Raw genomic sequence first — 26695 nt, 5'->3', positions numbered from 1 at the left:
AGTTTCTGGGATGCCATGCCCGCCTGACCCCCTCTGCTTCGCAGCTTTGCAAGTCCCCAGCCCTCTCGTACCGAGCTGTACCAGTCCCCCATAAAGAGGGAGGGAGCAAAAAGCCCTACATTTCACAACCTATAAGAACCCAAATCCCCGTCGCGTCTGCGGGTGCTTGGCCCCGGTCAAATCCTGCGCGAAGGCTTCCAGGGCGTCCTGCACGGCGCGTGCTTCGCGCACCAGATCGGCGGCGATGCTCTGGACCTGCCCGTCGCGCTCCTGTTCCCAGTGGTTGAGGACGCGCTCATTCAGGCGGGCGTGGTCCGGGCTGGTCACGTCGCGCGGGGGGGCCAGGCGGTCACGGGCCATTTCCAGATAGGTGACGTGATCGGTGGCGCGGGCGGCGTCGGCGTAGCGGCCTTCCACCTTCAGTTCGGCCACTTTGCTTGCCAGCCGTTCGCGCTCCAGCAGAATGCGGGCGCGTTCGCGGCCCTGAATGAGCGCCGCGCCCGCCGCCATGCTCACCAGCGCGAGGGTAAAGGTCAGCAGGGACCAGTGTTGCGGTTCTATTGGCGTGTCGGAGGTAGCGCTCAGATCGGTCAACTGCCCCTGCTGCGCGGCGTTGGCGGCGATCTGCTGGGTCACGCGCAGGATGCCGTCCCAGTTCAGGTAGCCCTCCACGCCCAGATACAGCGCGGTCACGGCCACGATGCCGCCGATGTACGCGATGGGCCGCGCCATGCCCTGGGTGCGCGTCGCCAGTTTGGCGCGGTACGCCAGTTCGTCCACCAGCCACAGCAGCAGCACGCTGAACATGATTCCGGCGGTCAGCGCAATGACCGTCATGTACAGCCGACTTTCCGGGTTGAACAGCAGGTTGATACTCACGCCGCTGATGATGCCCACGAAGAATTTGCTGAACACCGCGAAGGCGTTGAAGACCTTCTTACTGCCCGATCTTCCTTCCGGCGGACGCAGGGCGTGGCCTTCCCGCGCGAGTTCGGCCAGCGCCTGCTCATGGTAAAAGCCCTCGGCGCTGTTCACGTCGGGGCGCACGCCGTAGTGGGACAGCGCTTCAAAACGCCCCTGACGGGCGGCCTCAATCTCCTCGGTGGCCTTCAGGTATTCGCGCTCCACGTCGCCGCTGGCCGAGTTCATGAAGTTGAGGTGGTCCTGCTGCCGCGCCCAGGAGCCGCGCACGCCTACCCCGGTTTCGGCCAGCACACGGTCCAGCGTGGTCCGGGCCGCGTCGTAGTTGATGCGGTACTGGTCCACGTTCAGCCGCAGAATCCGCGCCCGCGAGGTCAACGCGCTGCGGGCGGCCCCGTCGGGAACCAGTTGCAACTCGCCGCTCAGGTCCTCCAGCAATTCCGAGAACTGCCCTGGCCTCAGCACGGGCAGGAATTGCTCGGCACTCAGGGCTTCCGGGCGCGGTAGGGCAGCGGCGTAACTGGAAAGGTCAAAGGCTCCGGGGTCCGTGGGGCCGCTGGCCCCGTCTGAAGGCTTAGGGGTGTGGGGGGCTGAAGACTCAGGTGAGGTCAGCTCTGGCTCTCTCTTGGAGAGGTGGATTTCAACCGTTCTGTCGGTGGTCACTGGCTCTACCTCCTGGCTTTTTTCACGGCGTCGGCAAAGGTGGGGTAGACGTTGTTCAGGTCATACGCGCCCGCCGTCAGCACCCGCGCGTCGTTGCCCGCCTTGCCCAGTGCGTTCACGAACCCGTCGCGGATGGAGTTACCATTTTTGTCCTTCTCTGGACTCAGGCCCGCGAAAAAGAGCTGGCGCGTGTCCTTGCGGCCCAGCAGTTTGTCAAAAATAATTCCCAGCCTGCCCCGCGCCGGATCGTCTAATAAAGCGCCGTCGGTGAACATCACGATCACGTCGCCCGTGCCTGCCGTTCTGGCGGTCAGTTCGTTGGCCTTGCTCAGCCCGGCGGTGATCGCGCTGCCCCGCCCGGTACACGGCTGCGTCAGTGCGCCCGTGTAGCGCAGGATGTCGGCCTTGCCCATCCGTGCGCCATTTTTAGAGGCGAATTTGAAGTCGGCCACCGTCTGCACGCCTTCGCAGATACGGAGAAGCGTGAGTGTGTCCCCTGAACGCACCTGATTGAGCATGATGCTCTGAGACAGCAATCTGGCCTGCTCGGCGTACTTATAGGCGGGGTTCTTGCTGCTGCCCGTCATATCGGCGGCGATCACGAAATGCAGCGGCGGCGTACTCAGCCCTAGAACTGTCCCGGCGCTCAAGGGCGCGGGCGTCAGCAGAGGCAACAGGAAAAGAAAGGGGAGGGGGGACATGGGATGCTCCTTCGGAGGGTTTAAGGGTCAAAAAGTCTGAGGGTCTAAGGGTTTCTGTCCCCTTCTACTGTGGGTGGCTGGTACAGCCTGGAACGGGGGGGACGCCACGTCTGCGGCGGGGGTGAGGGGGCATGTGATCAGCGAACCCGCCCCTTACTTACCCTGGCGGCACCGGATTCCTCGGATTCAGCCCCGGAATCGGCACGGCCACGCCGCCCACCTGCGTGATCCCAGGCGGAACCTCCACGTTTTTGATGTCGTGCGGTAACTCGCGCAGCAGGGCGATCTCGCGACAGGCGGCCTGTTCGCGGTACAGGCCCACGGGCACGCTCTGGCGGCCATCCGGGTCACCGATCCACACGGCCATCGCGTACTGCGGGGTCACGCCCGCGCACCACGTATCGTTGATGTCGTCGGTGGTGCCGGACTTCGCGCCCAGCGGCATGTTCTGGCCGTTCAGGCGCTGGAAGAAACTGGGGCGCAGAAACTGAACGTGTCCGGCGGAATCGTCCACCGCGCCGGTCAGCATGTCAAAGGTTTCGTAGGCCACCACCGGGTCCCACAGCGGCTGACAGTCGCGGCGGCGCAGGGGCAGCGGTCTGTCATTCGCGCCGTAGACCTCGGCCAGCAGGTGCGGCTGGCACAGTGTTCCGCCGTTGGCGAAGCTGCCGTAGGCCGCCGCCACTGTCAGCGGCGAGGCCCGGAAGGTTCCCAGCGCCGGGCTTGAGCGGTTGGCGCTGTCCTCCTGATAGTTCACGCCTGCCAGGACCTTCCGTAGTGCCGCCTCGCGCCCGGTCCCCACCTGAACGGCCACGGTGTTCAGACTGCGGGCGTTGGCCTCACGCACGGTGACGGCGCGGCCCAGGAAGGTGCCGGAATTGTTGCGGATGGCCTGCGAGCCGTAGCGGGTGGCCTGATCGGTAAACGTGCTGAACTGGTTGAGGTCCCCGTCCCCGGTGCCGAACGCCGTGGCATACAGCAGCGGTTTGACCGTGCTGGCCACCGGGCGCTGGGCATACGCCGCCCACTGCCGCCCGGCGTCGCTGCTCTGGTTGCCGCCCGTGCTGCTGGCCAGGGCCACGATGCCGCCGCGCACGTCCACCACTGCCGCGCCCTCCGCGATGCCGGGCGGACGTGCGCCAGTTGCGCCCTCACCACTCACGCGCCGCGATAGTTCGGCCTGCGCCCGCGCGTCGATGGTCAGAACTACACGGCTGACCTTGCTAGGATTCAGGCCCGCCGCCCGCAACTCGCGGCGCACCAGCTCCTGCATGGCCCACACGGGTTCGGGATCGTTGCGGTAGTCGGGGTTGCGCGCCGCACTCACGATCCGCAAGTCGCCGCCACCCCCCGCGTACTCGGTGCGCCACAGCCGGGGCTGCAATGGGACCGAAGCTGCTGCTAAATAATCGTTTTCGGAAATCAGGCCGTGGGAACGCAGGATTCTCAGGGTCAGCAGTTGCTGAGAACGCATCCAGCGAAAGCGGGCGGTGGCCGTTTCGGGCGGGGTGTCCGCCGCCACCAGATAACGCCCCGGCGCGGGCAGCAGGCCCACCAGAAAGGCACTCTGCGCCAGATTCAGGTCCGCCGGGTCCACGCCGAAGACCGCCCGCGCCGCGTCGTACACGCCCTTGCGCTGGCCGATGCCGATCCACGGCAGGCTGTTGACGCTCATCGCCAGGACTTCAGGCCGTCCGTAGCGCAGGGTGACCAGCGGGGCCAGCACGAACTCGGTGGCCTTGCGCGCCATCACCAGCCCCAATCCGCGCCGCTGCGTGTCGTAATCAAAATGCCCGGCCAGCACGTTGTTCTTCAGCAGTTGCATGGTCAGGGTGCTGCCGCCTGCGCCGCTCAGGAGGGCGCGCGGTAGGCGGCCCAGATCCACGCCGGAATGCGAGAAGAAACGCACGTCTTCCTTTGCCACGTAGGCCAGCAAAAACGCCTGCGAAACCCCGGTCAGCGGCACGCTCAGCGACTCGCGGCACGGCACGGCGTTGGTGGTCTGGCCCTCGCGGCAGTGGTCAATCACGCCCAGCGGCTGCCCCCGGCGGTCCTGTACCTCAATGGGCCGCAACTCCGAGCGCAGGTTCCACACGCGGGTAAAGGACCCGGTACTCCACGCGCCCGCCACGCCCAGCGCCATCATTCCCAGCGTCAGCACGCCCACGGTTGCCAGCCCGGCCCGCACGACGCGCCGCAGCGTCCAGCGCGACTTTGGCCGCTGCACGAACGGTGTGCGCGGCCAGGGATTGCGCCAGAAGGTGAGCCGCTGCCTCAAGCTGTTGCGTCCTGAACGGCTGCGGGTCATCGTCTCAGCCTCAACGGGCCACGTCGGTCACGCCTGCCGCCGCCGAACGGAACTGCCAGTCGCGGGCCACGCTGTTCCACAGGCCCGACGCGCCCACCAGGATGACCAGCGCCGTCCCCAGAACTGCCAGTCCCGTGACCGCTCCAGCCCAGCTCATGGCCGGACGGGGGCCGCGTGGGGGCCGCGGTCCCTTTCTGGCCTTCTCGGGTCTGGGAGCCTCCCGCACCGCACTGGCCCTGGCTGCACTGGGCAGTCCCACCGACGGCAGGCCGGAGGAATACGGGCGGGGTTTGCGGACGAAACTCATCGGTAAAGGATAGGGGGGGTGCATGAGAGGGTGCATCACACCAAAGAGTGAGCAAGTGGGGGTTAACAGCAGTCTCTGACTTTGACTTCTCAGCCCTGACCTCCCGCTGACTTATCTGGGCGGAGGCGCGGCTATGGTGGGCGAATGGTCCATACTCCCCGCGTGCTGATTCTCTGCACCCACAATTCGGCCCGCTCGCAGATGGCCGAGGCGCTGACCCGCGCGGCTGCCGGGCGCGTGGACCTGCCGCTGGACGTGCATTCGGCGGGCACCGAGGCCACCCGCGTCAAGGACGAGGCCCGCACCGTCATAGCCGAACTGGGCCTGGGCCTGGACGCCCACACCAGCAAGACCCTGTGGGACGTTCCCGACGCACAGAACTTCGATTACGTGATCACGGTCTGCGACTCGGCAGATGTGGGGTGTCCGGCGTATGGGGGCCAGACCACGCGCCTGCACTACCCGTTTCCCGATCCCTCCGGTCAGGGGCTGGACCGCTGGCGGGAGGTGCGGGACGCGCTGGCGGTGCAGTTCGGGGCGTTCGTGGAGGCGTTGAGGGCGGGTGAGCCGGTTCCGGCTGGCGTGCAACCCATCTGAGCAGGAGCGGTGAGAGCTTCAATCACCTCCGGGCATTCAGACCGGCTTACACTCTTGACATGACCCCCGCGACACTGACCCTGCCCCACCGTCTGCGCGAACAGTTTCCCCCGCTGGCGGCGGGCCGCGCGTATCTGGACAACGCGGCGGGTGGGCTGTTGCCCCTGCGTGCCATTGAGGCCATCACCGCCCACCTGATGCGCTACGGCGCAACCAACGCCATGCCCAGTCACCAGCCGGGGGCCGAGATGCTGGCCCTCAAGCACCGCGCCCGCGAGGCCACCGCCCTGTTTCTGAACGCCCAGCCGGAAGATGTGGCGCTGGCGCAGAGTGCCACCGCGCTGGCCTTCCGCCTGTCCGCCGCCTTTGCCCGCCTGTGGGGGCCGGGGGACGAGGTGATCGTGTCCGGCCTGGAACACGAGGCCAACGCCAGTCCCTGGCGCGAGCTGGAGCGCGTGGGCGTGACCGTGAAGGTCTGGCACGCCCGCCAGCCGGAGATGCGTCTGCACGCCGACGATCTGGCGGAACTACTCTCGGATAAAACCCGTCTGGTGTCGGTGACGGCGGCCAGCAACGCCCTGGGCATCACCGTGGACATTCCCGCCGTGGCGGCCCAGGTGCGTGCAGCAGGTGGCTGGACGATGGTGGATGCCGTCCACGCCGCGCCGCACACGCTGCCGGACGTGCAGGCGTGGGGCGCGGACTTCGTGATGTTCAGCCCCTACAAGGTCTTCGGCCCGCACCTGGGCGCACTGTGGATTAAGCCCGAACACCTTGCCTACCTGCCCTGGCCCAAGCTGAGTTTTGTCCCAGATGGCGATATCACGGGCATAGAACACGGCACGCCGCAGTACGAACTGCTGGCCGGATGGCTGGGAACGCTGGACTATCTGCGCGAACTGGGCGACTCGGTAGAGTTGACGCGGGCTGCGTTGGTGTCCGCCTATGCGCGGATTGCCGAATTGGAAAAGCCGGTGGCCGAGCGCCTGATTTCCGGCCTTGTCGGTAAGGAAAACGTGACCCTTTATGGCCCACAGAACATGACGGGCCGGGTGGGAACGGCAGCCTTTCGCGTGGACGGCGAATTTGCTGATCAGACCGCTGCCCGCCTGACGGCTGCCGGGGTGGACGTGGCGGCGGGGCATTTCTATGCGGTGCAGCCTCTCAAGGATTTAGGTTTATACCCGGAAGGCGTCGTACGCGTCAGCATCGCGCATTACACGAGCCTGGACGATGTGGAACGGTTACTGGCGGGGATTTGAGGATGGTCTAAAGGTCTAAAAGTCAAACCGTCTAACCGCTGAAATTCTGAGCGGTTAGACGGTTTGACCTTTTGACGGTTTGACATTCAATCCCCCAGCACCCCATTCAATTCATCCCTAAACCCCCGTGCCGCCGCTACACTTGCGGCCACATCCAGCCCAGCCGCGTACTGCACGCCCCGGCTGGCGCTGGCGAGTGCGCCCGTGCCGCCTGCGTGGAAGGCTCCCTTTAGGTCTGCGGCCACTCCGCCCTGTGCGCCCAGCCCCGGCAGCAGCAGCAGCGCACGCGGCATCAGTGCCCGGAAGGTGGCGAGGTCCGCCGCGTGCGTCGCGCCTACCACCGCGCCCACTGAACCGTATTCCCCGTCTGGTTCCTCGGCATTCAACCGCGCCACTTCCACCGCCACCCGTTCGCTCACGCCGCTGCCCTGCAAATCGGCCTGACCGGGATTGCTCGTCTTGACCAGCACGAACACTGCGCCGCCGTTTTCATTCGCCGTGTCCACAAAAGGGGTCAGCGTTTCAAAACCCAGAAACGGGTTGACTGTCAGCGCTGCCCCTGCGTGCCGCCCGGTCAGCCACGCCCGCGCGTAAGCTCCAGCTGTGCTGCCGATGTCGCCGCGTTTGGCGTCCAGCAGCACGGGCAGCCCCAGCGTGCGGGCAGCGGCGCAGACCTCCTCCAGAATGCCGAAGCCTTCCAGCCCCAGCGCCTCGTAAAAGGCAAATTGCGGCTTAATGCAGGCGGCATAGGGGGCGCACGCCTCCAGCACCTCCAGCGTGTGGGCTTTCAGGTGGGCGGTGTCGCGGTAGGCGTCCCGGCGCGGGTCTAGGCCCACGCATAGGCGGGTGTTCAGTCGGCGGGTGCGCTCGGTCACGGCCTGGGCAAAGGTGAGCATCGTGGCGAGGGTAACACTTGCAGGGGCTGCGCCGTCTGAACGTCTCGAAGTCTGGGGGTCTGAACGCTCAAGCGAGGTAGATGGTTTGTGGCCTCTGAACGTTTAGATGGTTGGACCTTTAGACGGGCGAAGCCCTTACCCCAGCATTTCCCGCCCCACGCGCACCAGCTCGGCATTGTCGGTAGCCGCGAAGTCGCCGGGCAGTAGCAACGTATCTTCCAGGCCGATACGGGTGCTCAGGCCGCGCCGCCCCGCCTCGCGCAGCAGGGGCCAAGCACTCTCGCCCAGGCCGTGCAAGACGACTTGTTTATCCAGATCAGAGGCGTCCAGCAGGGCGAACATCTCCCTCAGCCCGGCCTTGTAGTCGCGGATGGGTTTGTCGGGCAGTTCCAGCAGGAGGCGCAGCACTTCACCTCGCCGGGGCCAGTCCAGAAATCTCCGCACCTCGTCCGCCGTCCACAGTCCCGCCTCCACGCCGATGCCACGCTCCAGCAACAGCTCTGCCAGTTTGGGCGACTGCTGTTCATGCCAGTTGACGGAAACGAAGTCGGGCAGGACCGTCCAGGCGCGCACGGCGGCCAGTCTGGCTTCTGTGTCCGGCAGAATCCACCAGCCGCTTGAGATGCCCACGGGAACACCGGGGCACGCGGCGCGCACGGCTTCTAGCACCTGCGCGACATCCTTCGCCTCCAGACTTTCCGCCCCCACCGCGTTTCTGGGATGCAGGTGCAGGGCGTCCGCGCCCGCCTCCACCGCCGCGCGTGCATCCTGCGCCAGTTGCTGGGGCGTGATAGGAATTCGGGGATGCTCGCTGAGGGTCCGGTTGCCGTTCAGGGCCGCTTTTAACACCCCGTTACTGTAAAGCCTGCTAGCTTTCCGTATGACCTTTTCCATCGTGGGGCGCGACGCGGCAACCGGGGACATCGGCGTGGCGGTGGCCAGCAAGTTTCTGGCGGTGGGCGCGCTGGTGCCATTCGTGCGGGCGGGTGTGGGCGCGGTGGCCACCCAGAGTTACGTCAATCCCAACTTCGGCCCCGATGGGCTGCGTCTGCTCGCCAGTGGCCTGTCGCCGCAGCAGGTCAGCGCCCGCTTTCAGACCGACGATTCCGACATCGCCCAGCGTCAGTTCGGCATCGTGGGCGCAGACGGACAGAGCGTGACCTTCACTGGCCCCGGCTGCCACGCTTGGGCGGGCGGGATTGCAGAGGCGGACGTGGCGATCCAGGGCAACATCCTGACCGGGCCGGAAGTGGCGGAGGCTATGCACGCGGCCTGGAATGCGGCGCTGGGTCAGCCCCTGCCGCGCCGTCTGCTGGCCGCGTTGCGTGCCGGGGATAGCGCGGGCGGCGACAAACGGGGCCGCCAGTCTGCCGCGCTGCTGTGCGCCGGGCCGGGGCGGGGGTATGGCGGATTGACCGACGACTGGGTGAATCTGCGCGCCGACGATCACGCCGAACCCTGCGCCGAGCTGGAGCGTCTGCTGGATACCTTTGATCTGCTGTTCGGCAGACCCACGGAAACGCGCGAGTTGAGTGCCGATGAACTGGGCTGGCTGCGTGCTTTGCTGATCCGGCAGGGCCACGCCTCCAGCTTGCCGGACGGTCCCTGGGACGCCGAAACCGAGGCCGCCGCCTGGGCGCTGTACGGCACCGAGAATCTGGAGGAACGCTGGGCAGCAGGCGGGCAGTTCGATCCGGTGGCGCTGGCGTACCTGCGGCAGCACTTCGGGGACTGACAGGAGCGGTCCAGACAGCCTCTTCCATCACATCTGCTCTAGACTGTCTCTATGCGCCTTTCGGCCACCGATGTGTACGCCTTTCAGGCCCTGGGTTTTCTGGGGACCCATTCTCCGGGGCCAGGGGACGCCGCGCGCTGGGTGTCCAGCGAGGAAATCAGCGAGGCCACCGGGATTCACCGCCCGTATCTGGTGCGCATCCTGGCGGCACTGGGCAACAAGGGCGTGGTGAAAAGCAAGAAGGGTATCGGCGGCGGCTACGCGCTGGCCCGCAAGCCCGCCCTGATCAGCCTGTGCGAGGTGGTGCGCGCCGTGGACGGCCCGGTTGCGCCGCTGAGCTGTATCAGTCTCAACTGGCACGAGGCCTGTCCGGAGGAGGGCAGGTGCCACGTCCGCGCCACCGTCTATACCCGCATGCGCGACGCCATGCTGGGCGTGTTGCAGGAATTCAGCGTGGCCGATCTGGTGGCCGATTCACGCCAGGGCGTCAGCTACGGCCATTGCCTGGGGCATCTGCTCAAGCCAAACGCGTAGCGTTCCTTACTTTAGGTAAGGCGTGAAGCGTCCCAGCGTGGCCGCGTCCGGGCTGGTCGACGAGCGCACCACCTGATTGCCCCCAAAGACCAGCAGCAGCCGTCCCGCCGCGTCCGCCGAGGCATTCAGCGTTCCCTGCCTCGCAGTGTATGGCCCGGTCAGCACGGCCTGCATGGTGTTCAGATCGAAGACCAGCGCCGTGCCGCTGAGGGCAGGACCGTCGGCCTTCACGCCGCCCAGCGCGGTCACGAAGGCGCTGCCCACATTCAGGATCACGCGCGGCGCACTCAGGTTTTTAAAGCGGGCGTCGTTGTAGGTCACGTTGCCCGTGGCGGTCACGGTGGAGGATTTAAGGTCATAGATCACCTGTGCGGCCCGCAGTGTCCCGCCCTGCTTGGTGGTCAGGACGGCGTTCTGGGCGGTCAGGGTCTTGCCGGGGTTCAGGGTCATGGCACCCGCCACCAGCTTCAGGCCGCCCTTGCTGTCGGTGGCGGTGCCGCCCTGCGGCAGTTCGGTCAGGCCAGTGTCCAGATTCAGGTTCTGCGGCCCGCGCGGCGTGACGTTCAGGCCACCGAAAGTGACCGCCTGCCCGCCCGTGAACGGACTCAGGGTCAGCAGGCCCAGTGCGGCGGCGGCCAGCAGGGACGAGGAGGGGAATTTCATCCTTCCACCGTAACGGCCCGTGCCTGAGTGGCGTGAGTGGACCAGTCAGACCTGATTCAGGTGCCGCCACGGTGCCCGTGCGCTCTCATGGGGTTTCAATCGCCGAGCAGGACGGGGGCGTTACACTCCGGGGCAGTGATCTCCTCGTCTTTACTGTCTCTTCCGTTCCCAATTCGCTGGGGTCCACGCTGCCGGGGTCCAGTCCATAAGGTTGCTGTGCGCCAAGGGACCACGCGTTCCTCCCGGCTTCTTCAGATCGTTGCACTTCTGTGTGCCTTTCTGGTCCTGCCCCGCGCTGACGCCGCCCCGCGTGTGGGATCGCACGACGGGTTCACGCGGCTGGTGTTCGAGTTGCCGGGCAACGCCACCTCCACGGTCAGCAGGGCGGCGCAAAGCGTCACCGTCAGGCTCAGCACCACCCTCAAGACTGAAAAGGGAGCCTTGAATGCGGCGGGCGTCAAGTTTTACAACGTGTCGGGCAAGACCGTCACCCTCACGCTGGCAGGGAGTGTCAGCGCGGCCAGAACCAGGGTCAGCGTGCTGCCCAGAAGCGGAACGGCGGCAGCGCGACTGGTTATCGACGTGCCCACCACTGCCGCCGCGCAGGCATCGGTTCGGGCGGCTTCCACTTCCAGCAGACCGGCGGCCTCTTCCACCGTCACCCGTCCCCGTGTGGTGCTGGATGCCGGGCACGGTGGCGTCGATCCCGGCATGACCAGCCAGTGGCTGCGTGAAAAGGACGTGACGCTGGACGTGGCCCTGCGAACCCGCGCCGAACTGATCAAACATGGCGTGGATGTGGTGATGGTCCGCACCGCCGATACTGACCTGAGTGCCGACAAGCGCACCGATCTGGACGCCCGCTCACGGCTGGCCACCACCGGCAAGGTCAGCGCGTATATCAGCATTCATGTCAACGCGGGCGGGGCCTCGGCGCAGGGCATCGAGACGTATTACTTCGGGCAGCCGCTGGCGGGCAGTGACCGCAGCCGCGCCGTGCAGGAAAACGGCGGCGGCAGTGTGGGCCAGGAGCTGACCCGCAAGGCGGCAAACAGCGCCCAGGGCCTGCTGGGCGACATCGTGGCGCAGGCCAAGCTGTCGTTCTCGCGGCAACTGGCCCTGAAGGTGCAGTCGCGGTTGGTGCAGTACACCGGGGCCGTCAACCGGGGCGTGCAGACGGACGCCTTCTACGTGATCCGCAACCCCACCACCCCCGCCATCCTGACCGAGATCGGCTTCGGCTCCAGCCCCAGCGAGGGACCCCGGCTGGCGACGGCGGCCTACCGCGAAAAGGTCGCGCAGGGCCTGGCGCGGGCCATTCTGGATTTCCTGAACACGCAGTAGGGGTCAGGGAGAGGTTTTCCCTCCAATCTTTCGCAACTGCACGCCGTACACGCCGTTCAGGTCCTCGCGCCAGCCCAGCACGATCCCTCCATCCGGCAGCACCGCGAGGCTGGGAGACCGGGCGTCGTGTTGGGGGTCTAGGTTCACCACGCCGGAATATTGCCAGCGCCCACCCAGCCAACGCGCCAGATGCACCTGCCCGGTGCCCCCTCGTTCTTCCACCCAGGCCAGGACTGGCTGCCCATTCGCGTCCAGTGCCAAGGCAGGGGAGGTGGCGTAATTCGCACTGACCGCCCCGCCCAGCGCCTGCCACTGTTGCCCATCCCAGCGCGAGGCATACAGCGCGTCCTTGCCGTTCAGGTCTTCCAGCCACGCCACGGTGGGCTGTCCCTGGGCGTCCAGTTTCAGGCGCGTGGAAGCCAGATAGCGGTCCGGCGTGCGGTTCAGGCTGCCGCCCAGCGCCTCCCAGGCCGTACCGTTCCAGCGCTTCACGAAGACGTTGCTCTCCAGCACCTCGCCCTGAAGCCACGCCACCGTCGGCTGCCCCACCCCGTTCAGCCCCAGCGCGGGGGTACGCGAGAAAACGCTGATCTGGTTGAAGGCCGGGCTGCGCGTCCAGGTTTTTGCCGCCTCGTCCCAGCGGCGCACGCTCAGGCGGCTGCCGTAGGGATTGCGGAGGGACTCGCCCCACGCGAAAACGGGTTCGCCGTTCTGCGCCACCACCGAGCGGGTGCGCGCGGCGTAGGGCAGATCGTCGCCCAGGTAGCGTGGCTGCCACCGGGTCCAGTTTCCATCCTGATACGCGCGGAAGACCACCACGTCGTTGTCGCCGTAGTTCTCGTTCCAGACCAGGATCGGCGTGCCCTGGCCGTCCAGCGCCAGATCGATATTGGAGGCGGGGCGCGGAACATCGTAATTCAGCACGCCGCCGGGCAGGCCGCCTCGCAGTAACTCCCAGCCGTTCGCCGTACTGCGCCACACCCGCACCTTGCGCGATTCGTAGAAGCCCTTACCGCTGTCGGCCTGCCCCGCATCATTTAGCAGCGCCAGCACGAGGGAGCCGCCCGGGGCGGCGGCCAGTTGCAGTTCACGCAGCGGGCGCGTGGCCTCGGCAGGGGGTGGGGTGAGCGTCACCATGTTCTGAATGACTGGGGCTTCATTGCCGCCTGCATGGGCACTGCCCAGCAGAGTGAGGCATAGAAAAATCAAACGGGGGTAGGCAGTGGGGGTGGACATGGTGGCCTCCTGAGATCGGAACAGTTGAAGGGCGGGTCAGCAGGGGTGTTTCATGCATTCTGGTCCTCGCTTCGGGCGGAAACAACGCACAGAGCCGATCCCCCTGGACCTTGTATCGGGAAATTCGATGGAAGCCTCTAGACTGCGGCCATGACCGCTGAACCACCCTCTCGTCCCGCTCTGCCTGCACTGGGCAGCGCCCACCTCAGCGTGCTGCTGGGTGTGGCCGAGGCGGGCAGCTTCAGCGAGGCCGCGCTGCGGCTGGGGCTGGCGCAGTCCACCGTCAGCCATACCGTGCAGACCGCCGAGACGGTGCTGGGCGTGCGGATTTTCCAGCGGGGCCGCCACGGCGCGTGGCCCACGGCGGCGGGCGCGCGGGTGCTGGCCCACGCCCGCAATGCTGCCGACGCCCTGCACGCCATGACCCTTCTCCCGGCCCCACTCGGCGGCATCCTGCGCGTGGTGTCGTGCCGCAGCGTGATCCGGCAGTTCATCACCCCGGCGCTGAACGCCTTTAATCACCTGTACCCGGATGTGGAGGTGGTGGTGCGCGACACCTCCGGCGAGCATGACGAGATCGAGGCGCTGGTGCGGGCGGGCGAGGCCGATCTGGGCCTGGGCCGCCTGCCGATGCACCCCGAACTGGACACGCGCGAACTGCTGGCCGACGAATACCTGATCATCGCGTCTGCCCACGCCCCGCCCATCCGCACCTGGGCCGACTTCCACCGCGCCGCGTATATCGTCTGCGAGGAGGACTGCGCCCCGTTTATCGCTGCGCATGTGGCCCGGCATTCGCAGCCGCCCACGCCCGCCGTACGCCTCAAAGACCCGCAGGTGGCGCTGGGCCGGGTGGCCGAGGGGCACGGGTTCACGGTGCTGACCGGATTGGTCTTCGTGCCGCTGCCCTCCCACCTGCGCGCTTATCCACTGCCCACGCCGCTGTGGAGGTCAATCGGCAGTGTGACCCGCCGGGGTCAGCAGGAGGTTTCGCCACTGATTGACGCCTTCCGGGACGCCGTGCTGTCGCCAGGAGCATTGCGGGCAGCGGCGGGACGGCAGGCGCATCTGATTCGTTTTGGGGACGCGGGAACACGGCCCGCAGACTTTTAGACCTTCAGACGGTCAGACTGCCCTGCGCCCCGTACACTGCCTCCCATGCGCGTTGTCCTGAAACTCGGCACCAGCGTCCTGACGGCAGGGGGGGACCGCCTGAGCCGCCCGCGTCTGGTGGACCTGATGCGCGGCATGGTGGCGGTGCAGGCTGCCGGGCATCAGGTGGTGCTGGTCAGCAGCGGCGCGGTGCTGGCGGGCTGGGAGGCCCTGGCCTTTCCGCCGCGTGACCGCACGCTGGCCGAGAAACAATTGCTGGCGGCGGTGGGCCAGGGCCGCCTGATGCACCTGTACGCCCTGCTGGCCGAGCTGTACGGCGTGAACGTGGCGCAGGTGCTGCTGACCGCCGACGATTTCCGGGACCGTACCCGTTACCTCAACGCCCGCACCACGCTGGACGCCTGCCTGAGCCGGGGCGTGCTGCCGATCATCAACGAGAACGACGCCGTGGCGCTGGAGCAGATCCGGGTGGGCGACAACGATACCCTCTCGGCCTTCGTGGCAAATCTGGTGGACGCCGATCTGCTGGTGATCCTGACCGACGCACCGGGCCTGTACACCGCCGATCCTCGCACAGACCCAGACGCCACCCTGATTCCCCTGGTGGAGCGCGTCACGCCGGAAGTCTGGGCGCGGGCCGGGGGTGCAGGCTCTCACCGGGGCACGGGCGGGATGCACACCAAGATCCAGGCCGCCGAGATCGCCACCCGCGCCGGAACCCCGGTGGTCATCGCCCCCGGCGACGCGCCGGACGCGCTGGCCCGCATCGTGGGTGGCGAGGCGCTGGGCACGCGTTTTCTGGCTGCCGGTTCGCGCCTGGAAGCCCGCAAACGCTGGATTCTGGCCGAGATTTCCCCGGCCCGCGTGCATCTGGACGACGGCGCGGCGCGGGCGGTGACCGAACGCGGCTCCAGCCTGCTGCCCGCTGGAATCCGGCGCGTGGAGGGCGAGTTCGTGCGCGGTCAGACCATCCGCCTGATCGGCCCCGGCGGCGCGGAACTGGCGCGTGGGCTGACGCGTTACGCCTCGGCGGATTTAAGTCGCATCGCGGGGCATCACTCGCGCGAGATTGAGGCGCTGCTGGGCTTTACCTATGGGCCGGAAGCGGTGCATAGGGACGATCTGGTTCGGCTGTAGAAGCTGTGGGCGGGGAAATTCCGGGTTGGTTATTCGGGCAGCCCCACCCCCCAGCCCCCTACCCCAGGGGGAGCAGCGCTGCGCTAGGCAGGGGTTTATGGACTTTGTAGGGGGAAGAGGGCGGCAGCCTCCGGGTCTGATGCCCTGCTCCGCGACGCTGCGTGCGGCCCGTGCGCTACGCGCCCGACGGCCTTCGGTTGCTGTTTCATTGGGGGGCGGGTTAGCCGTTGACGGTTTGAATGGCGTCAATAAGTTTTGCTAATCGACACGGCTTTTTGCTCCTCCCCACTTGCGGGGGAGGCTGGGACTGGTACAGCTCCGCAGGAGAGGGGGTGACAGGCGTAGCCTGCCCTGCTTCTGGTTCCCTCGGTTCAGCCCGGTCCCGGCCCCCGCATTTCACACCCCGCCTCTATACTTCCCCCTGTGCTGTTGCTGCTGCTGCTCACCACCTCGCTGCTGACCGTTCCCGATCCGGCGGGGGACGCGCGTGGGGACGGCGGCTATATCCTGCCGCGCCAGCCCGCCGTGACCGAGGACGCGCTGGACCTGCGCTCGTTCAGCGCTGCGCCGCAGGCAACAGGCATGCGTTTTACCGTCAGCCTGGGGCAGATTGGCAACCCCTGGAATGCGCCTTCGGGCTTCTCGGCGGGGGTCACCGACATTTTTATCAAGACGGGTCCTGGCGGCCAGACGGCGCTGGCGGACACCGGCCTGCGGACGCGCAGTGGGGGCTGGCACTATCACCTGCGCGTGACCGGTTACGGCAGCACGCTGGAGCGAACGGACGATGCCGGGGAGCAGACCGAGCGCCTGGCCGTGCCCACCGTGCAGATCGAAGGCACCGGACTGGTCATCGACGCCGCCGTGCCCGCTGGAAGTTACGCATATTGGGTGACCAGCAGCGTTTACACTCCGCTGTCGGCGGGCGGGGTCCTGAAGCCCACGGGCGGGACTGGCCCCGGCAGCCTCCAGACCGGGCGGGCGGACGCGCCCACGCCCGTGGATGTGCTGGCACCCGCCGGGGACACCCGCGCCTTTACCGATAACACCCTGGCCCCGGTGGGCGACACGCGGGACCGCGCCAGTCTGATTCTGGCGGGGCTGGGTGGGCTGGCCCTGTTGCTGACCGTGGCAGCGACGTTGGCAATCTGGCGGCGCAGGTGACCCGTCCATGAGTGCGGAGACTGCAATTCCGGCCCGCCCATCTGTTCCAGCACCGCTGCTGATCCTGGCTGCCGCGTGCCTGTGGGGGTTGCTGGGCATCTTCGGCAAGGGCGTGCAGGCCGAGGGTGTGGCCCCGCTGGAGGTGGCCTTCTGGCGGGCGCTGCTGGGCGGGGCGCTGTACGCCCTGCACGCGGCCCTGACGCGCAGCCGCCTGCCGCGTGGGCGTGACCTGTGGATCACGGCGGCCTTCGGGATTGCCGGGGTCAGCATCTTTTACGGCACGTATCAGTTGGCGGTCAGGGCGGGTGGGGCCAGTCTGGCCTCGGTGCTGCTGTACACCGCCCCGGCTTTCGTGGCGCTGCTGGGCTGGGCCTTTTTGAAGGAGAAACCCGGTGGGCGCGAGTGGCTGGCGATTGCCGGAACGCTTTTGGGGATCACCCTGATCAGCCTGGGCGGCGGACAGGGCGTGAATGTCACGCTGCCCGCGCTGGCCTTCGGGCTGACCGCAGGCTTTACATATAGCCTGTATTACCTGTACGGCAAGGCGTTCTTTCACCGCTACAGCACCCCGGCGCTGCTGGGCGTGGCGCTGCCGGTGGGGGCGCTGGGGCTGCTACCCCTCGTGGCCTCGGCGGGCTTCGCGGCCAAGTCGGCTTCCGCGTGGGGCGGGTTGGCAGGGATCGCGGTGCTGTCCACGTATCTGGCATACCTGCTGTACAGCGCAGGCCTGCGCCGCCTGAACGCCACCCGCGCCAGCGTGATCGCCAGCGTGGAGCCGGTGGTGGCCGCCGGGCTGGCGGCGCTGCTGTTCGGTGAGCGGCTGGCCGCCCTGGCCCTGCTGGGGGCGGCGCTGGTGATCGGCGCGGCGCTGCTGCTGAGTGTGGAAAAAAAAGCGCCGACGCGCGGGCGCTAGCAGTGGATTCCTGATCGGCGTCCTGAGCTTTGCCTGCCCGCGCCGCAATGATCATTCGGCAGGCAACCGTTGTCGAGAGGGCAGTGATTGTTCAGAAAGAACGGTGCGCTACCATACATGAAGATTCTCATGCACCCTCAGCCGCCGAGTTTTTTTCCCCGACAGCAAGAGACCGACGTTGCCGTTCCTGTGGCGGGACCGGGGGCCGGGTCTGCACCAGACGTCCTGCTGGGGCCGCTGGCAGGAATGCTGGAGCTGGAATCGGTGGTGGCGGCGCGGCTGTTCCTGACTGGCGAGAGTGGCACTTTTGCGCTGGCGGCCCAGGCTGAACCTGTCCCTACCCAGGCTGAGTCTGCCCCCATCGTGGCCACGCCGCTGGCCTTGGGCCGCCGCGCCGCCGAACTGCTGGCGCACCTGCCGCAGCCTGAGCGCCTGTTCGATGCCCCCAGTCTCTACGCGGCGCTGCTGGCCCCGGATGCTGTGCAGGCCCTGAGCGGCGCAGTGTCTTCCCGACCTTTCCTCTCGCTGTCCGTTCCTGTCGAGCTGGGCGGGGTGGTGCGCGGGGCGCTGCATCTGGACCTCGAGCCCGTGGATGGGGCTGCGGGCCAGCCTGTGGACGTGCCGCCCGCGCCGCTGCTGGCGCTGGCACAGGCGCAGGCCGGGTTGCTGGCCGCAGCGCTGCACCGGCTGGACCTGGAGTGCGCCCTGAACGCCGCGCAGCGCGAGGTGGAACTGCTGGAGCGGGCGTGGCGGGCGGTGGCGTACTCGGGCAGCCAGCATGAGCTGTTCGGGAAGATCACCCAGGCCATTCACGAGCTGCTGGAGGTCGAGCATGTGGCCATCGGTGTGCTGGAAGGGGCTGTGCTGGAAGGGGACGCGCTGGCGGGGGGCGTGCTGGTGCTGCGCGAGAGCGCCGGGCAGGGCCAGTGGGACACCTGGCACCCGGTGGATACGGGCGTGGCGGGCCGGGTCGCCCGCAGCGGTCAGCCTGCGCTGGTGCCGGACGTGACCCAGGACCCCGATTACATCTCCATGCTGCCGGGGGTGATCAGCGAGATCTGCGTGCCGCTGCTGGACGGCACGCGCGTGGTGGGCGTGCTGGACGTGGAATGTGAGTCCCGGCACCTGGGCGTGCAGGACCTGCGCCCCCTGGCGACGCTGGGCACCTGGCTGGGGCAGGCCCTGGAGCGCGAGCGGCTGCACGCCGATACGGAGCGGCAGCGCCGGGCGCTGGACCTGCTGCACCGCCTACGGACCTCGTTCGGCGCTGGACTGGATACCGCCCAAAGCGTCCGGGCAGTGACCCGTGGGCTGCGTGAGACCTTCGGGTACTCGCACGTCAGCGTGTATCTGCTGGACGGGGACGTGCTGGTCATGCAGGATCAGGTGGGGTACGCCGAGGTGATCAAGCGCCTGCCGTTGGGCCAGGGCGTGATGGGCCGGACCTGCCGCAGCGGCGAGACGCAGTGGGTCCCGGACCTGAGCCGGGACCCGGAAGCGGTGCTGGCCATTGAGGGCATCACCTCGGAAGTGTGCGTGCCGCTGCTGCGTGGCCAGCAGGTGATCGGCGTCCTGAACGTCGAGACCTTTGGCAGCGCCAAGCCGCTTGGGCCGTGGGACGCTCAGATCATCGGCTCGGTGGGCGGCTACCTGCAACAGGTGCTGGAACGCTCGTGGCTGCACGCGCAGGTCAGGGAGCGCGAGACCCAGTACCGCCTGCTGGCCGAGTACACCAACGATCTGGTCTGTCTGCACCGGCCCGGCGGCGACTTCACTTATGTCAGCCCCAGTGTCCACGGGCTGCTGGGCTACGTTCCAGCCGAGCTGATCGGCACTTCTCCCGAAGCCCTGATGCAGCCGGAAGACCGCGTCAACCTGCATGAACTGGGTCAGACTCCGGGACTCTCCATCCTGCTCAGGTTGCGCCACCGGGAGGGCCATTACCTGACCCTGGAGGTCAGTCTCAGCAGGATCGAGCCGGACGGCCCAGCCGAGACCGGCGGCCCACGCCTGCCGCACCAGTACCTGTCCTCATCGCGGGATGTCACGGCGCGGCAGGAGGCCGAGGCGCGGCTGCTGTGGGCGGCCACCCACGACTCGCTGACCCGGCTGTTCAACCGGGACCGTCTGTACAGTGTCCTGGAAGAGCAGATGGAACTGGCCCGCCAGACCGGGCAGCCGGACTACGCGGTGCTGTACCTAGACATGGACCGGTTCAAGGTGATCAACGACAGTCTGGGCCATACCGCCGGGGACCAGTTGCTCCAGGCATTTGCCGAGCGTCTGAAAGCCTGCATGGACGACGCGCTGGTGGCCCGGCTGGGCGGCGACGAGTTCGCTGTGCTGATGTGCGGGCTGCCGCCAGGTGACCTGAGACCGGTGGAGGCCGCCGCCGCGCGCCTTCAGGCCCGCCTGATCTCGCCGTTCACGGTCCAGGGCCGCTCGGTGGGGGTCAGCGTCAGTATCGGCATCGCGCCGGGCGAACTGCACCACGCCTCGCCCGCCGACATCCTGCGCGACGCGGACCTGAGCATGTACCGCGCCAAGCGTGACCCATCTCGCCCGGTGGTGACCTTCCGGCCCGAGATGCACGCGGTGGCCCTGCGTCAGCTTCAGCTTGAGGCCGATCTGGCGCAGGCGGCGCGGCGCGGCCAGATGCGGCTGGTCTACCAGCCCATCGTGGACATCCAAACGGGCCGGATCGGCGCTTACGAGGCCCTGCTGCGCTGGCAGCATCCGCAGCTTGGAGCAGTGCCACCCAATGAATTTGTGCCGCTGGCCGAGGAACTGGAGATCATCTCCGAGCTGGGGGCCTTCGTGCTGGAGGCGGCCTGCCGCACCTTTCAGGCTGCCTCCGGCCCTGATCCGGCCTGCTCTGGCCCGGCTGGCCCAGCCACCTTCCCTCTCCCGTCGCTCCAGGTCAACGTGTCCACCCGGCAGTTCCTGCGCCCCGGCTTCGTGGGGACGGTGCGCCGGATTCTGGACGACACCGGCTTTCCCGCCGCGCGGCTGCATCTGGAGGTTACCGAGAGTGCCCTGATTCTGGATATCGATGAGGCCGCCCGCACCCTGACCGAATTGCGCGGCCTGGGCGTCCGCATCCACATCGACGATTTCGGGACCGGGTATTCCAGTTTGGCGTTCCTGCACCGCTTTCCGGTGGACGCCTTGAAGGTGGACCGGGCCTTTATCGCCCGGCTGGGCGAGGATCTGGTCAGCGCCAAGGTGGTGCAGACCGTGCTGCTGCTGGCCCGCACCCTGAATGTGGAGGTGATCGCCGAGGGTATCGAGACGCCTGTGCAGCGCGATCACCTGCTCCGCCTGGGCTGCCGCTGGGGCCAGGGCTACCTGTTCGCCCGGCCCCTGGAACTGGCCGATACCCTGAAATTACTGCGGGCTGGCCCGGCTGCGCTGCTGGGACCACGCGACTGAGCGGCCCATAATTGACCGCGCCCAATGGATCACCTGTTGAGCCAGAGCTTCAGCGGGTCTGCAAATCGAAATCCCACTCGAACGAGCGGCCCCACGGCAGGGCGGCGGCGTCCAGCACGTATTCGTTGCCGATTCGCAGCGGAAAGTAGGACTGCGCTAGCTTGAGCAGTTCGGCCTGTCCCTGCGGCGTGTCCAGCTCCTTTTCCGGTACGGCCTTGCGGAGTGTGGCGCGCAGTTCGGTGCTGTAGATCACGTCGTTGGCGTATTCGCGGGCCAGCAGAGCGTCCTGCCGCAGTGGATCGGGATTGTTGAGGGCCAGTCTGGCATGGGCCAGCGCCGAGCCAAGGTTGTTGCCCGGCGTTCCCCACGCCGCCAGTGCCCGCAGATTGGCGTGCTGGCGCAGGGTGGTCAGATCAGCCCACAGCCGCGAGTTGCCCAGGTTGACCTTTTCCACGTCCGCCACTGCCACTGGCCCGCGCCGCAGCAGGGCGCTGATTCGCAGGGCAGATTTGCGCGGATCGCCACCGTTGAACACGTACAGGGTCAGATCGGCGTCCGACTCCACCACGGTAAAGCCGCTGCCCGCCGCGTGGTTGGCCGCGCTCTGCGTCAGCGGAATGCCCTCGTACCTGATGACGGCCTGTGCCGCCTTTGGATCGCTGTACTCCACCCGCACGGTTTTAAGCTGTGGGGCCAGCGCGCGGGCCACCAGCATGGACAGCACCTCGTCCGCGCCGGGGTAGACGCGCACGTTCGTCAGGCCCCTATCTGCCGCTTCCTTTGCTAGCGTCGCACCTTCTGCCGGGGCCGGGCTGCCGGGCAGGGCGTCGTCCCAGGTGATGTCCAACTGGGCCAGGACACCAGAGCTGGCCCAGTCCAGCATGGCCCGCGCCACCGCCAGATTGCGTGCCCGGTCCGTGGCGTCCGGCTCGCGCGGCAGGGCGATGAAGGCGTAAATGGGCTGCCCGGTCTGCGTGTGCCACTCGTGCAGAGGCTCTAGCCGGGCCAGCGCCTGTGCCGCACTCAACGGACTTTTGCGCGACTGCACCAGCCCGCCGTAGGCCAGCGCGTCCAGCGAAGCGATCAGCGGACCGTCTGTGGGCTGCATGTTCAGCCACGCGGCCAGCAGCGCCGGGTTGGCCTCCTGTCCAGCGTTGCCCAGCAGCACGGCGGGCGGGACGTGGGGTACGCCGCCGCCGAGGCCCGCGATCAGGGCGGGCAGCACCCGTGTCGCGGGCCGTGAATCCAGCGGGAGCAGCGTTTGTGCCCCGGCCTGGGCAGCGAACAGGATGGACAGCAGGACAGCAGGACGAAACATGGGAGCAGGCTAGCGGGGGGGGATGAGAGGGGGTTTTGGAGGCAGAGTTTTGGGATGTCTGTTCGCGGTTTGATCCCTCTGATACGCAGCTCTACGAGCCTGACACTGCAAGTCCGGCGCTCTGTGCCACTTTCCATTGAAAAGGAGCTGAGAGCGAGGCCGACTGAAAATTTTCCGTGCCAGTCTCCCCAGACTTCCAATCCCCCTTTCCCCACACCTCCGCACTGCGTACCATCTGCCCCGGCCCCTGGGGCGTACCTTGAGGGCAATGAAATGGACGGATTTGTGGGGACTGGCGTGGCGCGGGCTGACGCGGCGGCGGGTGCGAACCGGCCTGACCGCGCTGGGGATCACGGTGGCAGTGGCGAGCATGGTCATTTTTCTGTCGCTGGGCGAGGGCATCCGCAAGGTGTTTGTGGAGCAACTGGGCGGTATCGGCCCGGATATTCAGGTCAGCCTGAGCGGCTTCACGCAGGGCTTTGCGCCGCAGCCCAACCTGCCCGACAAGGCCGTGACCGATATCCAGGCGCTGTCCTCTGAACTGGGGATTAAAACGGTGACCCCGGTGGTGATGACCATCCGGGGCAGTCTGGACGTATCGCAGAGCGTCGTGCTGTATGGCCTGCCTGCTGCGCAGGGCATCGGGGCGGTGTTTCCCAATTCATCGGAGGCGCAGGGCCGCGCCTTTACTGCCGCCGACGAGGGCAAAGGGGTAGCCATTGCGGGCGCAAAGGCCGCGCAGAACCTGAATCTCAAGGTGGGCAGCACCCTCAACCTCAACCGACGCAACCAGGCGAAAGTGGTGGGCGTGCTGGCCCCCGAATCCGGGCTGGTGGACAACTTCATCTTCCTGCCGCTGAACACCCTGCAAAAGTCGGAGGGTGCAGAGGGCCGCGTCTCCCTGGTGGCCGTCAAACTGGACAATCCCCGTCAAGCGCGTGAGGTGGCCACGGCGCTGTCCGACAAACTGGACCTGGAAGCCTCCACCCAGTCGGACTTCCTGAGCTTTGTGGAACGGGCGCTGAAAATCAGCGACGCGGTGCGCTTCGGCATCTCGCTGATCTCATTGATCGTGGGTGGGCTGGCGGTGGCGAACACGGTGATGATGGGCGTCTTTGAGCGCACCCGCGAATTCGGCACCTTGCGGGCCATCGGGGCGCGGCCCGGCTTCGTGCGGGCGCTGGTGCTCAGCGAATCGCTGCTGCTGTCGCTGGTGGGCGGTGTAGGCGGCGTGATCGTGGGTCTGGTGGGCATCTGGGGCGTCAACCTGTACACCCAGCAACTGGCCGGAATCGACGCCGCCGCGCTGACGCCCCGGCTGGTGCTGCTGGCGCTGGGCATCAGCCTGTTTCTGGGATTGGTGTCGGGGTTATTGCCTGCCCGCACCGCCAGTAAGTTGAACATCACCGAAGCGCTGGGGAGGGTCTGATGACTGTCGCAACGAGAGAAAAGGCCGAGGCTCAGGCCACCAACACGCCGCCCCTGCACGTTGAAAACCTGTCGCGCGTCTACCCCAGCGGCGAGGGGCAGGTGCAGGCGCTGGCCCCGTTCACGCATACCTTTCCGCCGGGGATGACGGCAGTGGTGGGGCCGTCGGGCAGCGGCAAAAGCACCCTGTTGAATCTGCTGGCCGGGTTTGACTCGCCCAGCACCGGGCATGTGGCGGTGGGCGACGTTAACCTGACCACCCTTTCTGAACCCGCGCGGGCCGATTTCCGGCTGGCGCACTACGGCTTCGTGTTCCAGAACCACAACCTCGTCAGCATCCTGAGCGCACAGGAGAACGTGGAGTTTCCTCTAACGCTGGCGGGCCTGCCGCCCAAAGAACGTCGGGCGCGGGCGCGGGAATTGCTGGCCCTGGTGGGCCTGGAAAACCGCGCCGGACATCTGCCCAACCAGCTTTCGGGCGGCGAGGCGCAGCGCGTGGCCATCGCCCGCGCCCTGGCCCGCGATCCTGGCATCCTGCTGGCCGACGAGCCGACGGGGAATCTGGACAGCAAGACCGGAGAACTGGTGCTGTCGCTGCTGACCAGGGCCGCCGCCGAGGGCCGCCGCGTGGTCCTGATCACCCACGATCTGGAGGTGGCGGCGCTGGCAAATTACCGCCTGAGCGTGCGCGACGGCGTGGTGACGGCGGGATAGGATTCGCGCATGAATCCTCAGAATCGTCTCCAGAGCTTTCGCCAGCGCGGCGGCGATCTGGTGGCCGCGCAGTTTGTGCTGCTGGCATTAGTCGCCCTGAGCGGACGGCAGCGAAGCGAGGTTGGCGTCGTTCAGAAAACGGCGGGTCTGGCCCTGATGGGACTGGGCGGCGCAGTCGTCATGGGCAGTGGGCGCACGCTGGGCCGCAACCTCAGCCCTCTGCCGGAGCCGCTGGATACGTCGGAACTGGTCACGACGGGGCTGTATGCCCATGTCCGTCACCCGATTTACAGCGGGTTGCTGACTTTGGGCCTGGGCTGGGGCGTCCTGCGGGGCAGTCCGGGGGCGCTGGGCTGGACTGCCGCCCTCGCCCCGCTGTTTCACTTTAAATCGGCTCGTGAGGAAAAGGCGCTGTTGGTGCGCTTTCCCGACTACGCGGCCTACCGCAAACGGACAAAACGATTCGTGCCAGGGGTGATTTAACCCAGCTCTGGCGTTCCCGTTCCCGGCCCCAGCAAGGGCAAAGGGCGGGGTGGGGGCGTGTAAATCTGGCGGGCAGGGACGCTGACGAATTCCAGTTCGGGATAGCGCAATGCCGTCAGTGCGTTGCCGAAAGCGCAGCCTGTGTCAATGTCCACCGTGCGGTTAATCCAGACAGGCGCGGCGACGGGCGTGTGACCGTAGACCACAATGGCCTCTCCACCATATTCGGCGGCCCAGTCGCGGCGGATCGGCAGCCCCAGCTCATCGCGGCTGCCGTCCACGTCGCCGTACAGCGCGAAACTGCGGACCCGGCTGGCTATCCGCCCCTGATACTTCTCAGGCAGTCCAGCGTGCGCCGCAACAATTCGCCCGCCGTCCAGCACCAGATGGCTGGACAGGCTGCCGATAAAGGCACGGGCCTGCGCCTTGAAGTCCTCGCCCGCCGCGTCCATCTGGGCCAGCGTTCCTTCCAGGCCGTGCATGGCCCTGACTGCCTTGCCGTCCAGCGCGCGGGCCAGTTTCTCGTCGTGGTTGCCCGGCACGCACAGCGCCGCGCCCGACGCCGCCATGCCCATGACCACGCGCAGCACGCCTGCGCTGTCTGGCCCTCGGTCCGTCAGATCACCCATAAAGACGGCAGTGCGGCCCGCTGGCGGCGCGACCTCTGAACTGCTGACGCTGTAGCCGAGTTTGCCCAGCAACCCCAGCAGTTCGGGCAGGCAGCCATGCACGTCGCCGATGAAATCGAAGGGGCCGGGCAAATCGCGGCGATCCGGGGGCAAGGGCACGCGCACCATCTGTGCGTCATTAATCTCGGCCACCGAGCGCAGAACGTACACCTGACGAAAACCCTCTTTTTGCAAGCCGCCCAGCGTGCGGCGCAACTCGGCAAAGTCGGTGAGGACGGCGGCGGGGTCCAGTTCCATCTGTATTGCCCGTTCCTCCAGCACCTGCCGGGGCAGATCCAGCACAATGGCGACGGCGGGCAGATCGTGGGCGCGGGACGCCTCCAGCACGCGCCGCCGTTCGTCTGGGCGGGTCAGGGGGGCGTTCACCACGCTCAGTTCGCCGCGTGCAAGCCTGCGCTCCAGCTCCGGCGAAAAGTCGCCTGACAGCACTTCTTCGGGCTGAAAATGCCGCGCCGCAAAGGTGCTTTTGCCCGCAGCAGGTGCGCCGATTAAAGCGATGACGGCGGGAGAGGGGAGGTGGAGGAGGGAGAGATCGGTCATGGGCGGGTTAAGCAGTGATGTTGACACATCGGCGGGGCGGAGGTTGGCCACGCGCAGGCTGCGGCGTCAGCCCGGCAGGGTGTCCCAGACGATTCGCATCTCGCGCAGTTCCCCCTCGGTCTTTTCGCCCGCCTCGCGTCCGCCCTGGCGCAGATACCACTCTCGCGTGGGGTTGGCATCCAGTACCCACAGGGCCAGATTCTGAAAGCCGTCTGCCCTGAGCTGCTGCACTATTTCCGTGAACAGCGCCCGCCCCAGCCCGCGCCCCTGGGCAGACTTCAGGGCGTACAGCGTCATCAATTCCGCCTCGTAACCCGGATGATCGCGGGCTGGGCCAGCGGAGCCGAAGGCCACCATAACCCCGTCCTGTTCGGCCACCAGCACGGTTTCCAGCTTCTGGGAGATGGTCCGTTCCCAGCCTCCCTCACGCCGCCGCTGCGTTTCCTCGTTCGTCATGCGGTCCAGAAAGTCGTCCGGCATCAGGCCCGCGTACGTTTCGCGCCAACTGGTGACGTGAATGTGGGCAATGGCGGGGGTATCGGCTGGAATGGCGGGGCGGATGGTCATGGTCCAGCGTAAGCGATGCGGTTTACAGTC

Annotated in this window: 24 protein-coding genes; 13 read left to right on the top strand and 11 right to left on the bottom strand. The window is 67.2% G+C overall.

Translation table 11 applies throughout. The features are described from left to right. Window positions 1–129: 129 nt before the first annotated feature. From DAAJ005_RS17475 to DAAJ005_RS17460, 4 genes are all read right to left on the bottom strand, one after another. Window positions 130–1584, bottom strand: a complete 1455-nt coding sequence (locus tag DAAJ005_RS17475) for a hypothetical protein (RefSeq protein ID WP_226342514.1) — start codon at window positions 1582–1584, stop codon at window positions 130–132. Between the two features lie 5 nt (window positions 1585–1589). After that, window positions 1590–2285 carry a VWA domain-containing protein gene (locus DAAJ005_RS17470; RefSeq protein WP_151848208.1) on the bottom strand — a complete coding sequence of 232 codons (696 nt, stop codon included), beginning with the start codon at window positions 2283–2285 and terminating at the stop codon, window positions 1590–1592. A 157-nt stretch (window positions 2286–2442) separates the two neighbouring features. Next, window positions 2443–4593 (bottom strand): transglycosylase domain-containing protein, encoded by a 2151-nt coding sequence (locus DAAJ005_RS17465; protein WP_151848207.1) that lies wholly within the window; start codon window positions 4591–4593, stop codon window positions 2443–2445. A 10-nt stretch (window positions 4594–4603) separates the two neighbouring features. Beyond that, a complete protein-coding gene (locus DAAJ005_RS17460; protein WP_151848206.1) occupies window positions 4604–4900 on the bottom strand; it encodes a hypothetical protein in 297 nt (98 codons plus the stop codon). Between the two features lie 144 nt (window positions 4901–5044). Here DAAJ005_RS17460 and DAAJ005_RS17455 point away from each other — a divergent pair, with 144 nt between their 5' ends. Then, window positions 5045–5497: an arsenate reductase ArsC gene (locus DAAJ005_RS17455; protein ID WP_151848205.1), complete on the top strand. Its 453-nt coding sequence runs from the start codon at window positions 5045–5047 to the stop codon at window positions 5495–5497. Between the two features lie 59 nt (window positions 5498–5556). Beyond that, the gene (locus tag DAAJ005_RS17450; protein ID WP_151848204.1) at window positions 5557–6759 is read left to right on the top strand and encodes a cysteine desulfurase-like protein; all 1203 of its coding nucleotides are present in this window, start codon (window positions 5557–5559) and stop codon (window positions 6757–6759) included. Between the two features lie 86 nt (window positions 6760–6845). Here DAAJ005_RS17450 and pyrF read toward each other — a convergent pair whose 3' ends face one another. Beyond that, complete coding sequence (pyrF, locus tag DAAJ005_RS17445; protein ID WP_151848203.1) at window positions 6846–7655, bottom strand: orotidine-5'-phosphate decarboxylase; 810 nt, start codon at window positions 7653–7655, stop codon at window positions 6846–6848. Window positions 7656–7790: 135 nt separating this feature from the next. Then, window positions 7791–8504: a 3-keto-5-aminohexanoate cleavage protein gene (locus DAAJ005_RS17440; RefSeq protein ID WP_226342513.1), complete on the bottom strand. Its 714-nt coding sequence runs from the start codon at window positions 8502–8504 to the stop codon at window positions 7791–7793. A 31-nt stretch (window positions 8505–8535) separates the two neighbouring features. Here DAAJ005_RS17440 and DAAJ005_RS17435 point away from each other — a divergent pair, with 31 nt between their 5' ends. Together DAAJ005_RS17435 and DAAJ005_RS17430 are read left to right on the top strand one after the other, a co-directional pair. Next, window positions 8536–9390 (top strand): DUF1028 domain-containing protein, encoded by an 855-nt coding sequence (locus DAAJ005_RS17435; protein WP_151848202.1) that lies wholly within the window; start codon window positions 8536–8538, stop codon window positions 9388–9390. Between the two features lie 51 nt (window positions 9391–9441). Continuing rightward, window positions 9442–9924: an RrF2 family transcriptional regulator gene (locus DAAJ005_RS17430; protein WP_151848201.1), complete on the top strand. Its 483-nt coding sequence runs from the start codon at window positions 9442–9444 to the stop codon at window positions 9922–9924. Between the two features lie 6 nt (window positions 9925–9930). Here the strand turns inward: DAAJ005_RS17430 and DAAJ005_RS17425 are convergent, their stop codons facing one another. Continuing rightward, on the bottom strand, window positions 9931–10587 hold the full coding sequence (locus DAAJ005_RS17425) for a hypothetical protein (RefSeq protein ID WP_226342512.1): 657 nt from the start codon (window positions 10585–10587) through the stop codon (window positions 9931–9933). A 216-nt stretch (window positions 10588–10803) separates the two neighbouring features. On the opposite strand from DAAJ005_RS17425, the gene DAAJ005_RS17420 reads away from it, so the two are divergent. Next, window positions 10804–11931 carry an N-acetylmuramoyl-L-alanine amidase gene (locus tag DAAJ005_RS17420; RefSeq protein WP_370519741.1) on the top strand — a complete coding sequence of 376 codons (1128 nt, stop codon included), beginning with the start codon at window positions 10804–10806 and terminating at the stop codon, window positions 11929–11931. Window positions 11932–11934: 3 nt separating this feature from the next. On the opposite strand, the gene DAAJ005_RS17415 is transcribed toward DAAJ005_RS17420, so the two are convergent. Continuing rightward, window positions 11935–13167 (bottom strand): hypothetical protein, encoded by a 1233-nt coding sequence (locus tag DAAJ005_RS17415; RefSeq protein ID WP_151848199.1) that lies wholly within the window; start codon window positions 13165–13167, stop codon window positions 11935–11937. A 150-nt stretch (window positions 13168–13317) separates the two neighbouring features. Between DAAJ005_RS17415 and DAAJ005_RS17410 the strand changes: the two genes are divergently transcribed. The 5 genes from DAAJ005_RS17410 (at window position 13318) to DAAJ005_RS17390 (ending at window position 20926) form a co-directional block, all read left to right on the top strand. Beyond that, window positions 13318–14280, top strand: coding sequence for a LysR family transcriptional regulator (locus DAAJ005_RS17410; protein WP_151848198.1), 963 nt, complete (start codon window positions 13318–13320; stop codon window positions 14278–14280). Window positions 14281–14325: 45 nt separating this feature from the next. Then, complete coding sequence (gene proB, locus DAAJ005_RS17405; protein WP_151848197.1) at window positions 14326–15417, top strand: glutamate 5-kinase; 1092 nt, start codon at window positions 14326–14328, stop codon at window positions 15415–15417. 423 nt (window positions 15418–15840) lie between these two features. Further along, complete coding sequence (locus tag DAAJ005_RS17400; RefSeq protein WP_151848196.1) at window positions 15841–16581, top strand: glucodextranase DOMON-like domain-containing protein; 741 nt, start codon at window positions 15841–15843, stop codon at window positions 16579–16581. A gap of 7 nt (window positions 16582–16588) precedes the next feature. Next, complete coding sequence (locus tag DAAJ005_RS17395) at window positions 16589–17494, top strand: DMT family transporter (protein WP_151848195.1); 906 nt, start codon at window positions 16589–16591, stop codon at window positions 17492–17494. Between the two features lie 117 nt (window positions 17495–17611). Continuing rightward, a complete protein-coding gene (locus tag DAAJ005_RS17390; RefSeq protein WP_151848194.1) occupies window positions 17612–20926 on the top strand; it encodes an EAL domain-containing protein in 3315 nt (1104 codons plus the stop codon). Between the two features lie 49 nt (window positions 20927–20975). Here DAAJ005_RS17390 and DAAJ005_RS17385 read toward each other — a convergent pair whose 3' ends face one another. Continuing rightward, window positions 20976–22244: a DUF4127 family protein gene (locus DAAJ005_RS17385; protein ID WP_151848193.1), complete on the bottom strand. Its 1269-nt coding sequence runs from the start codon at window positions 22242–22244 to the stop codon at window positions 20976–20978. A gap of 268 nt (window positions 22245–22512) precedes the next feature. Here DAAJ005_RS17385 and DAAJ005_RS17380 point away from each other — a divergent pair, with 268 nt between their 5' ends. From DAAJ005_RS17380 to DAAJ005_RS17370, 3 genes are read left to right on the top strand one after another with little or no spacing between them, the layout of a single operon-like run. Continuing rightward, complete coding sequence (locus DAAJ005_RS17380; RefSeq protein ID WP_151848192.1) at window positions 22513–23673, top strand: ABC transporter permease; 1161 nt, start codon at window positions 22513–22515, stop codon at window positions 23671–23673. After that, entirely contained in the window at window positions 23673–24386 is a 714-nt protein-coding gene (locus DAAJ005_RS17375) for an ABC transporter ATP-binding protein (RefSeq protein WP_151848191.1), read from the top strand. Before DAAJ005_RS17380 ends, DAAJ005_RS17375 begins: the two co-directional genes overlap by 1 nt. A gap of 9 nt (window positions 24387–24395) precedes the next feature. Next, window positions 24396–24869: an isoprenylcysteine carboxylmethyltransferase family protein gene (locus DAAJ005_RS17370; RefSeq protein ID WP_151848190.1), complete on the top strand. Its 474-nt coding sequence runs from the start codon at window positions 24396–24398 to the stop codon at window positions 24867–24869. Here DAAJ005_RS17370 and DAAJ005_RS17365 read toward each other — a convergent pair. Then, window positions 24866–26098, bottom strand: coding sequence for an AAA family ATPase (locus tag DAAJ005_RS17365; RefSeq protein WP_151848189.1), 1233 nt, complete (start codon window positions 26096–26098; stop codon window positions 24866–24868). The two genes, DAAJ005_RS17370 and DAAJ005_RS17365, sit on opposite strands and share 4 nt — an antisense overlap. A 66-nt stretch (window positions 26099–26164) precedes the next feature. Further along, window positions 26165–26665 (bottom strand): GNAT family N-acetyltransferase, encoded by a 501-nt coding sequence (locus DAAJ005_RS17360; protein WP_151848188.1) that lies wholly within the window; start codon window positions 26663–26665, stop codon window positions 26165–26167. Window positions 26666–26695 lie beyond the last annotated feature (30 nt).

It is taken from the genome of Deinococcus sp. AJ005, from assembly GCF_009017495.1.
Taxonomy (GTDB): domain Bacteria; phylum Deinococcota; class Deinococci; order Deinococcales; family Deinococcaceae; genus Deinococcus.
The sequence above is the reverse complement of the archived record's forward strand: the minus strand, read 5'-3'. Positions and strand labels throughout refer to the sequence as shown.

Bases quoted from the DNA above. Each gene is read 5' to 3' on its own strand.
- DAAJ005_RS17470 (WP_151848208.1), bottom strand. From the start codon at position 2,285: ATGTCCCCCCTCCCCTTTCTTTTCCTGTTGCCTCTGCTGACGCCCGCG.
- DAAJ005_RS17465 (WP_151848207.1), bottom strand. From the start codon at position 4,593: ATGACCCGCAGCCGTTCAGGACGCAACAGCTTGAGGCAGCGGCTCACC.
- DAAJ005_RS17460 (WP_151848206.1), bottom strand. From the start codon at position 4,900: ATGAGTTTCGTCCGCAAACCCCGCCCGTATTCCTCCGGCCTGCCGTCG.
- DAAJ005_RS17455 (WP_151848205.1), top strand. From the start codon at position 5,045: ATGGTCCATACTCCCCGCGTGCTGATTCTCTGCACCCACAATTCGGCC.
- DAAJ005_RS17450 (WP_151848204.1), top strand. From the start codon at position 5,557: ATGACCCCCGCGACACTGACCCTGCCCCACCGTCTGCGCGAACAGTTT.
- pyrF (WP_151848203.1), bottom strand. From the start codon at position 7,655: ATGCTCACCTTTGCCCAGGCCGTGACCGAGCGCACCCGCCGACTGAAC.
- DAAJ005_RS17435 (WP_151848202.1), top strand. From the start codon at position 8,536: ATGACCTTTTCCATCGTGGGGCGCGACGCGGCAACCGGGGACATCGGC.
- DAAJ005_RS17430 (WP_151848201.1), top strand. From the start codon at position 9,442: ATGCGCCTTTCGGCCACCGATGTGTACGCCTTTCAGGCCCTGGGTTTT.
- DAAJ005_RS17425 (WP_226342512.1), bottom strand. From the start codon at position 10,587: ATGAAATTCCCCTCCTCGTCCCTGCTGGCCGCCGCCGCACTGGGCCTG.
- DAAJ005_RS17415 (WP_151848199.1), bottom strand. From the start codon at position 13,167: ATGTCCACCCCCACTGCCTACCCCCGTTTGATTTTTCTATGCCTCACT.
- DAAJ005_RS17410 (WP_151848198.1), top strand. From the start codon at position 13,318: ATGACCGCTGAACCACCCTCTCGTCCCGCTCTGCCTGCACTGGGCAGC.
- proB (WP_151848197.1), top strand. From the start codon at position 14,326: ATGCGCGTTGTCCTGAAACTCGGCACCAGCGTCCTGACGGCAGGGGGG.
- DAAJ005_RS17395 (WP_151848195.1), top strand. From the start codon at position 16,589: ATGAGTGCGGAGACTGCAATTCCGGCCCGCCCATCTGTTCCAGCACCG.
- DAAJ005_RS17390 (WP_151848194.1), top strand. From the start codon at position 17,612: ATGAAGATTCTCATGCACCCTCAGCCGCCGAGTTTTTTTCCCCGACAG.
- DAAJ005_RS17385 (WP_151848193.1), bottom strand. From the start codon at position 22,244: ATGTTTCGTCCTGCTGTCCTGCTGTCCATCCTGTTCGCTGCCCAGGCC.
- DAAJ005_RS17380 (WP_151848192.1), top strand. From the start codon at position 22,513: ATGAAATGGACGGATTTGTGGGGACTGGCGTGGCGCGGGCTGACGCGG.
- DAAJ005_RS17375 (WP_151848191.1), top strand. From the start codon at position 23,673: ATGACTGTCGCAACGAGAGAAAAGGCCGAGGCTCAGGCCACCAACACG.
- DAAJ005_RS17370 (WP_151848190.1), top strand. From the start codon at position 24,396: ATGAATCCTCAGAATCGTCTCCAGAGCTTTCGCCAGCGCGGCGGCGAT.
- DAAJ005_RS17365 (WP_151848189.1), bottom strand. From the start codon at position 26,098: ATGACCGATCTCTCCCTCCTCCACCTCCCCTCTCCCGCCGTCATCGCT.
- DAAJ005_RS17360 (WP_151848188.1), bottom strand. From the start codon at position 26,665: ATGACCATCCGCCCCGCCATTCCAGCCGATACCCCCGCCATTGCCCAC.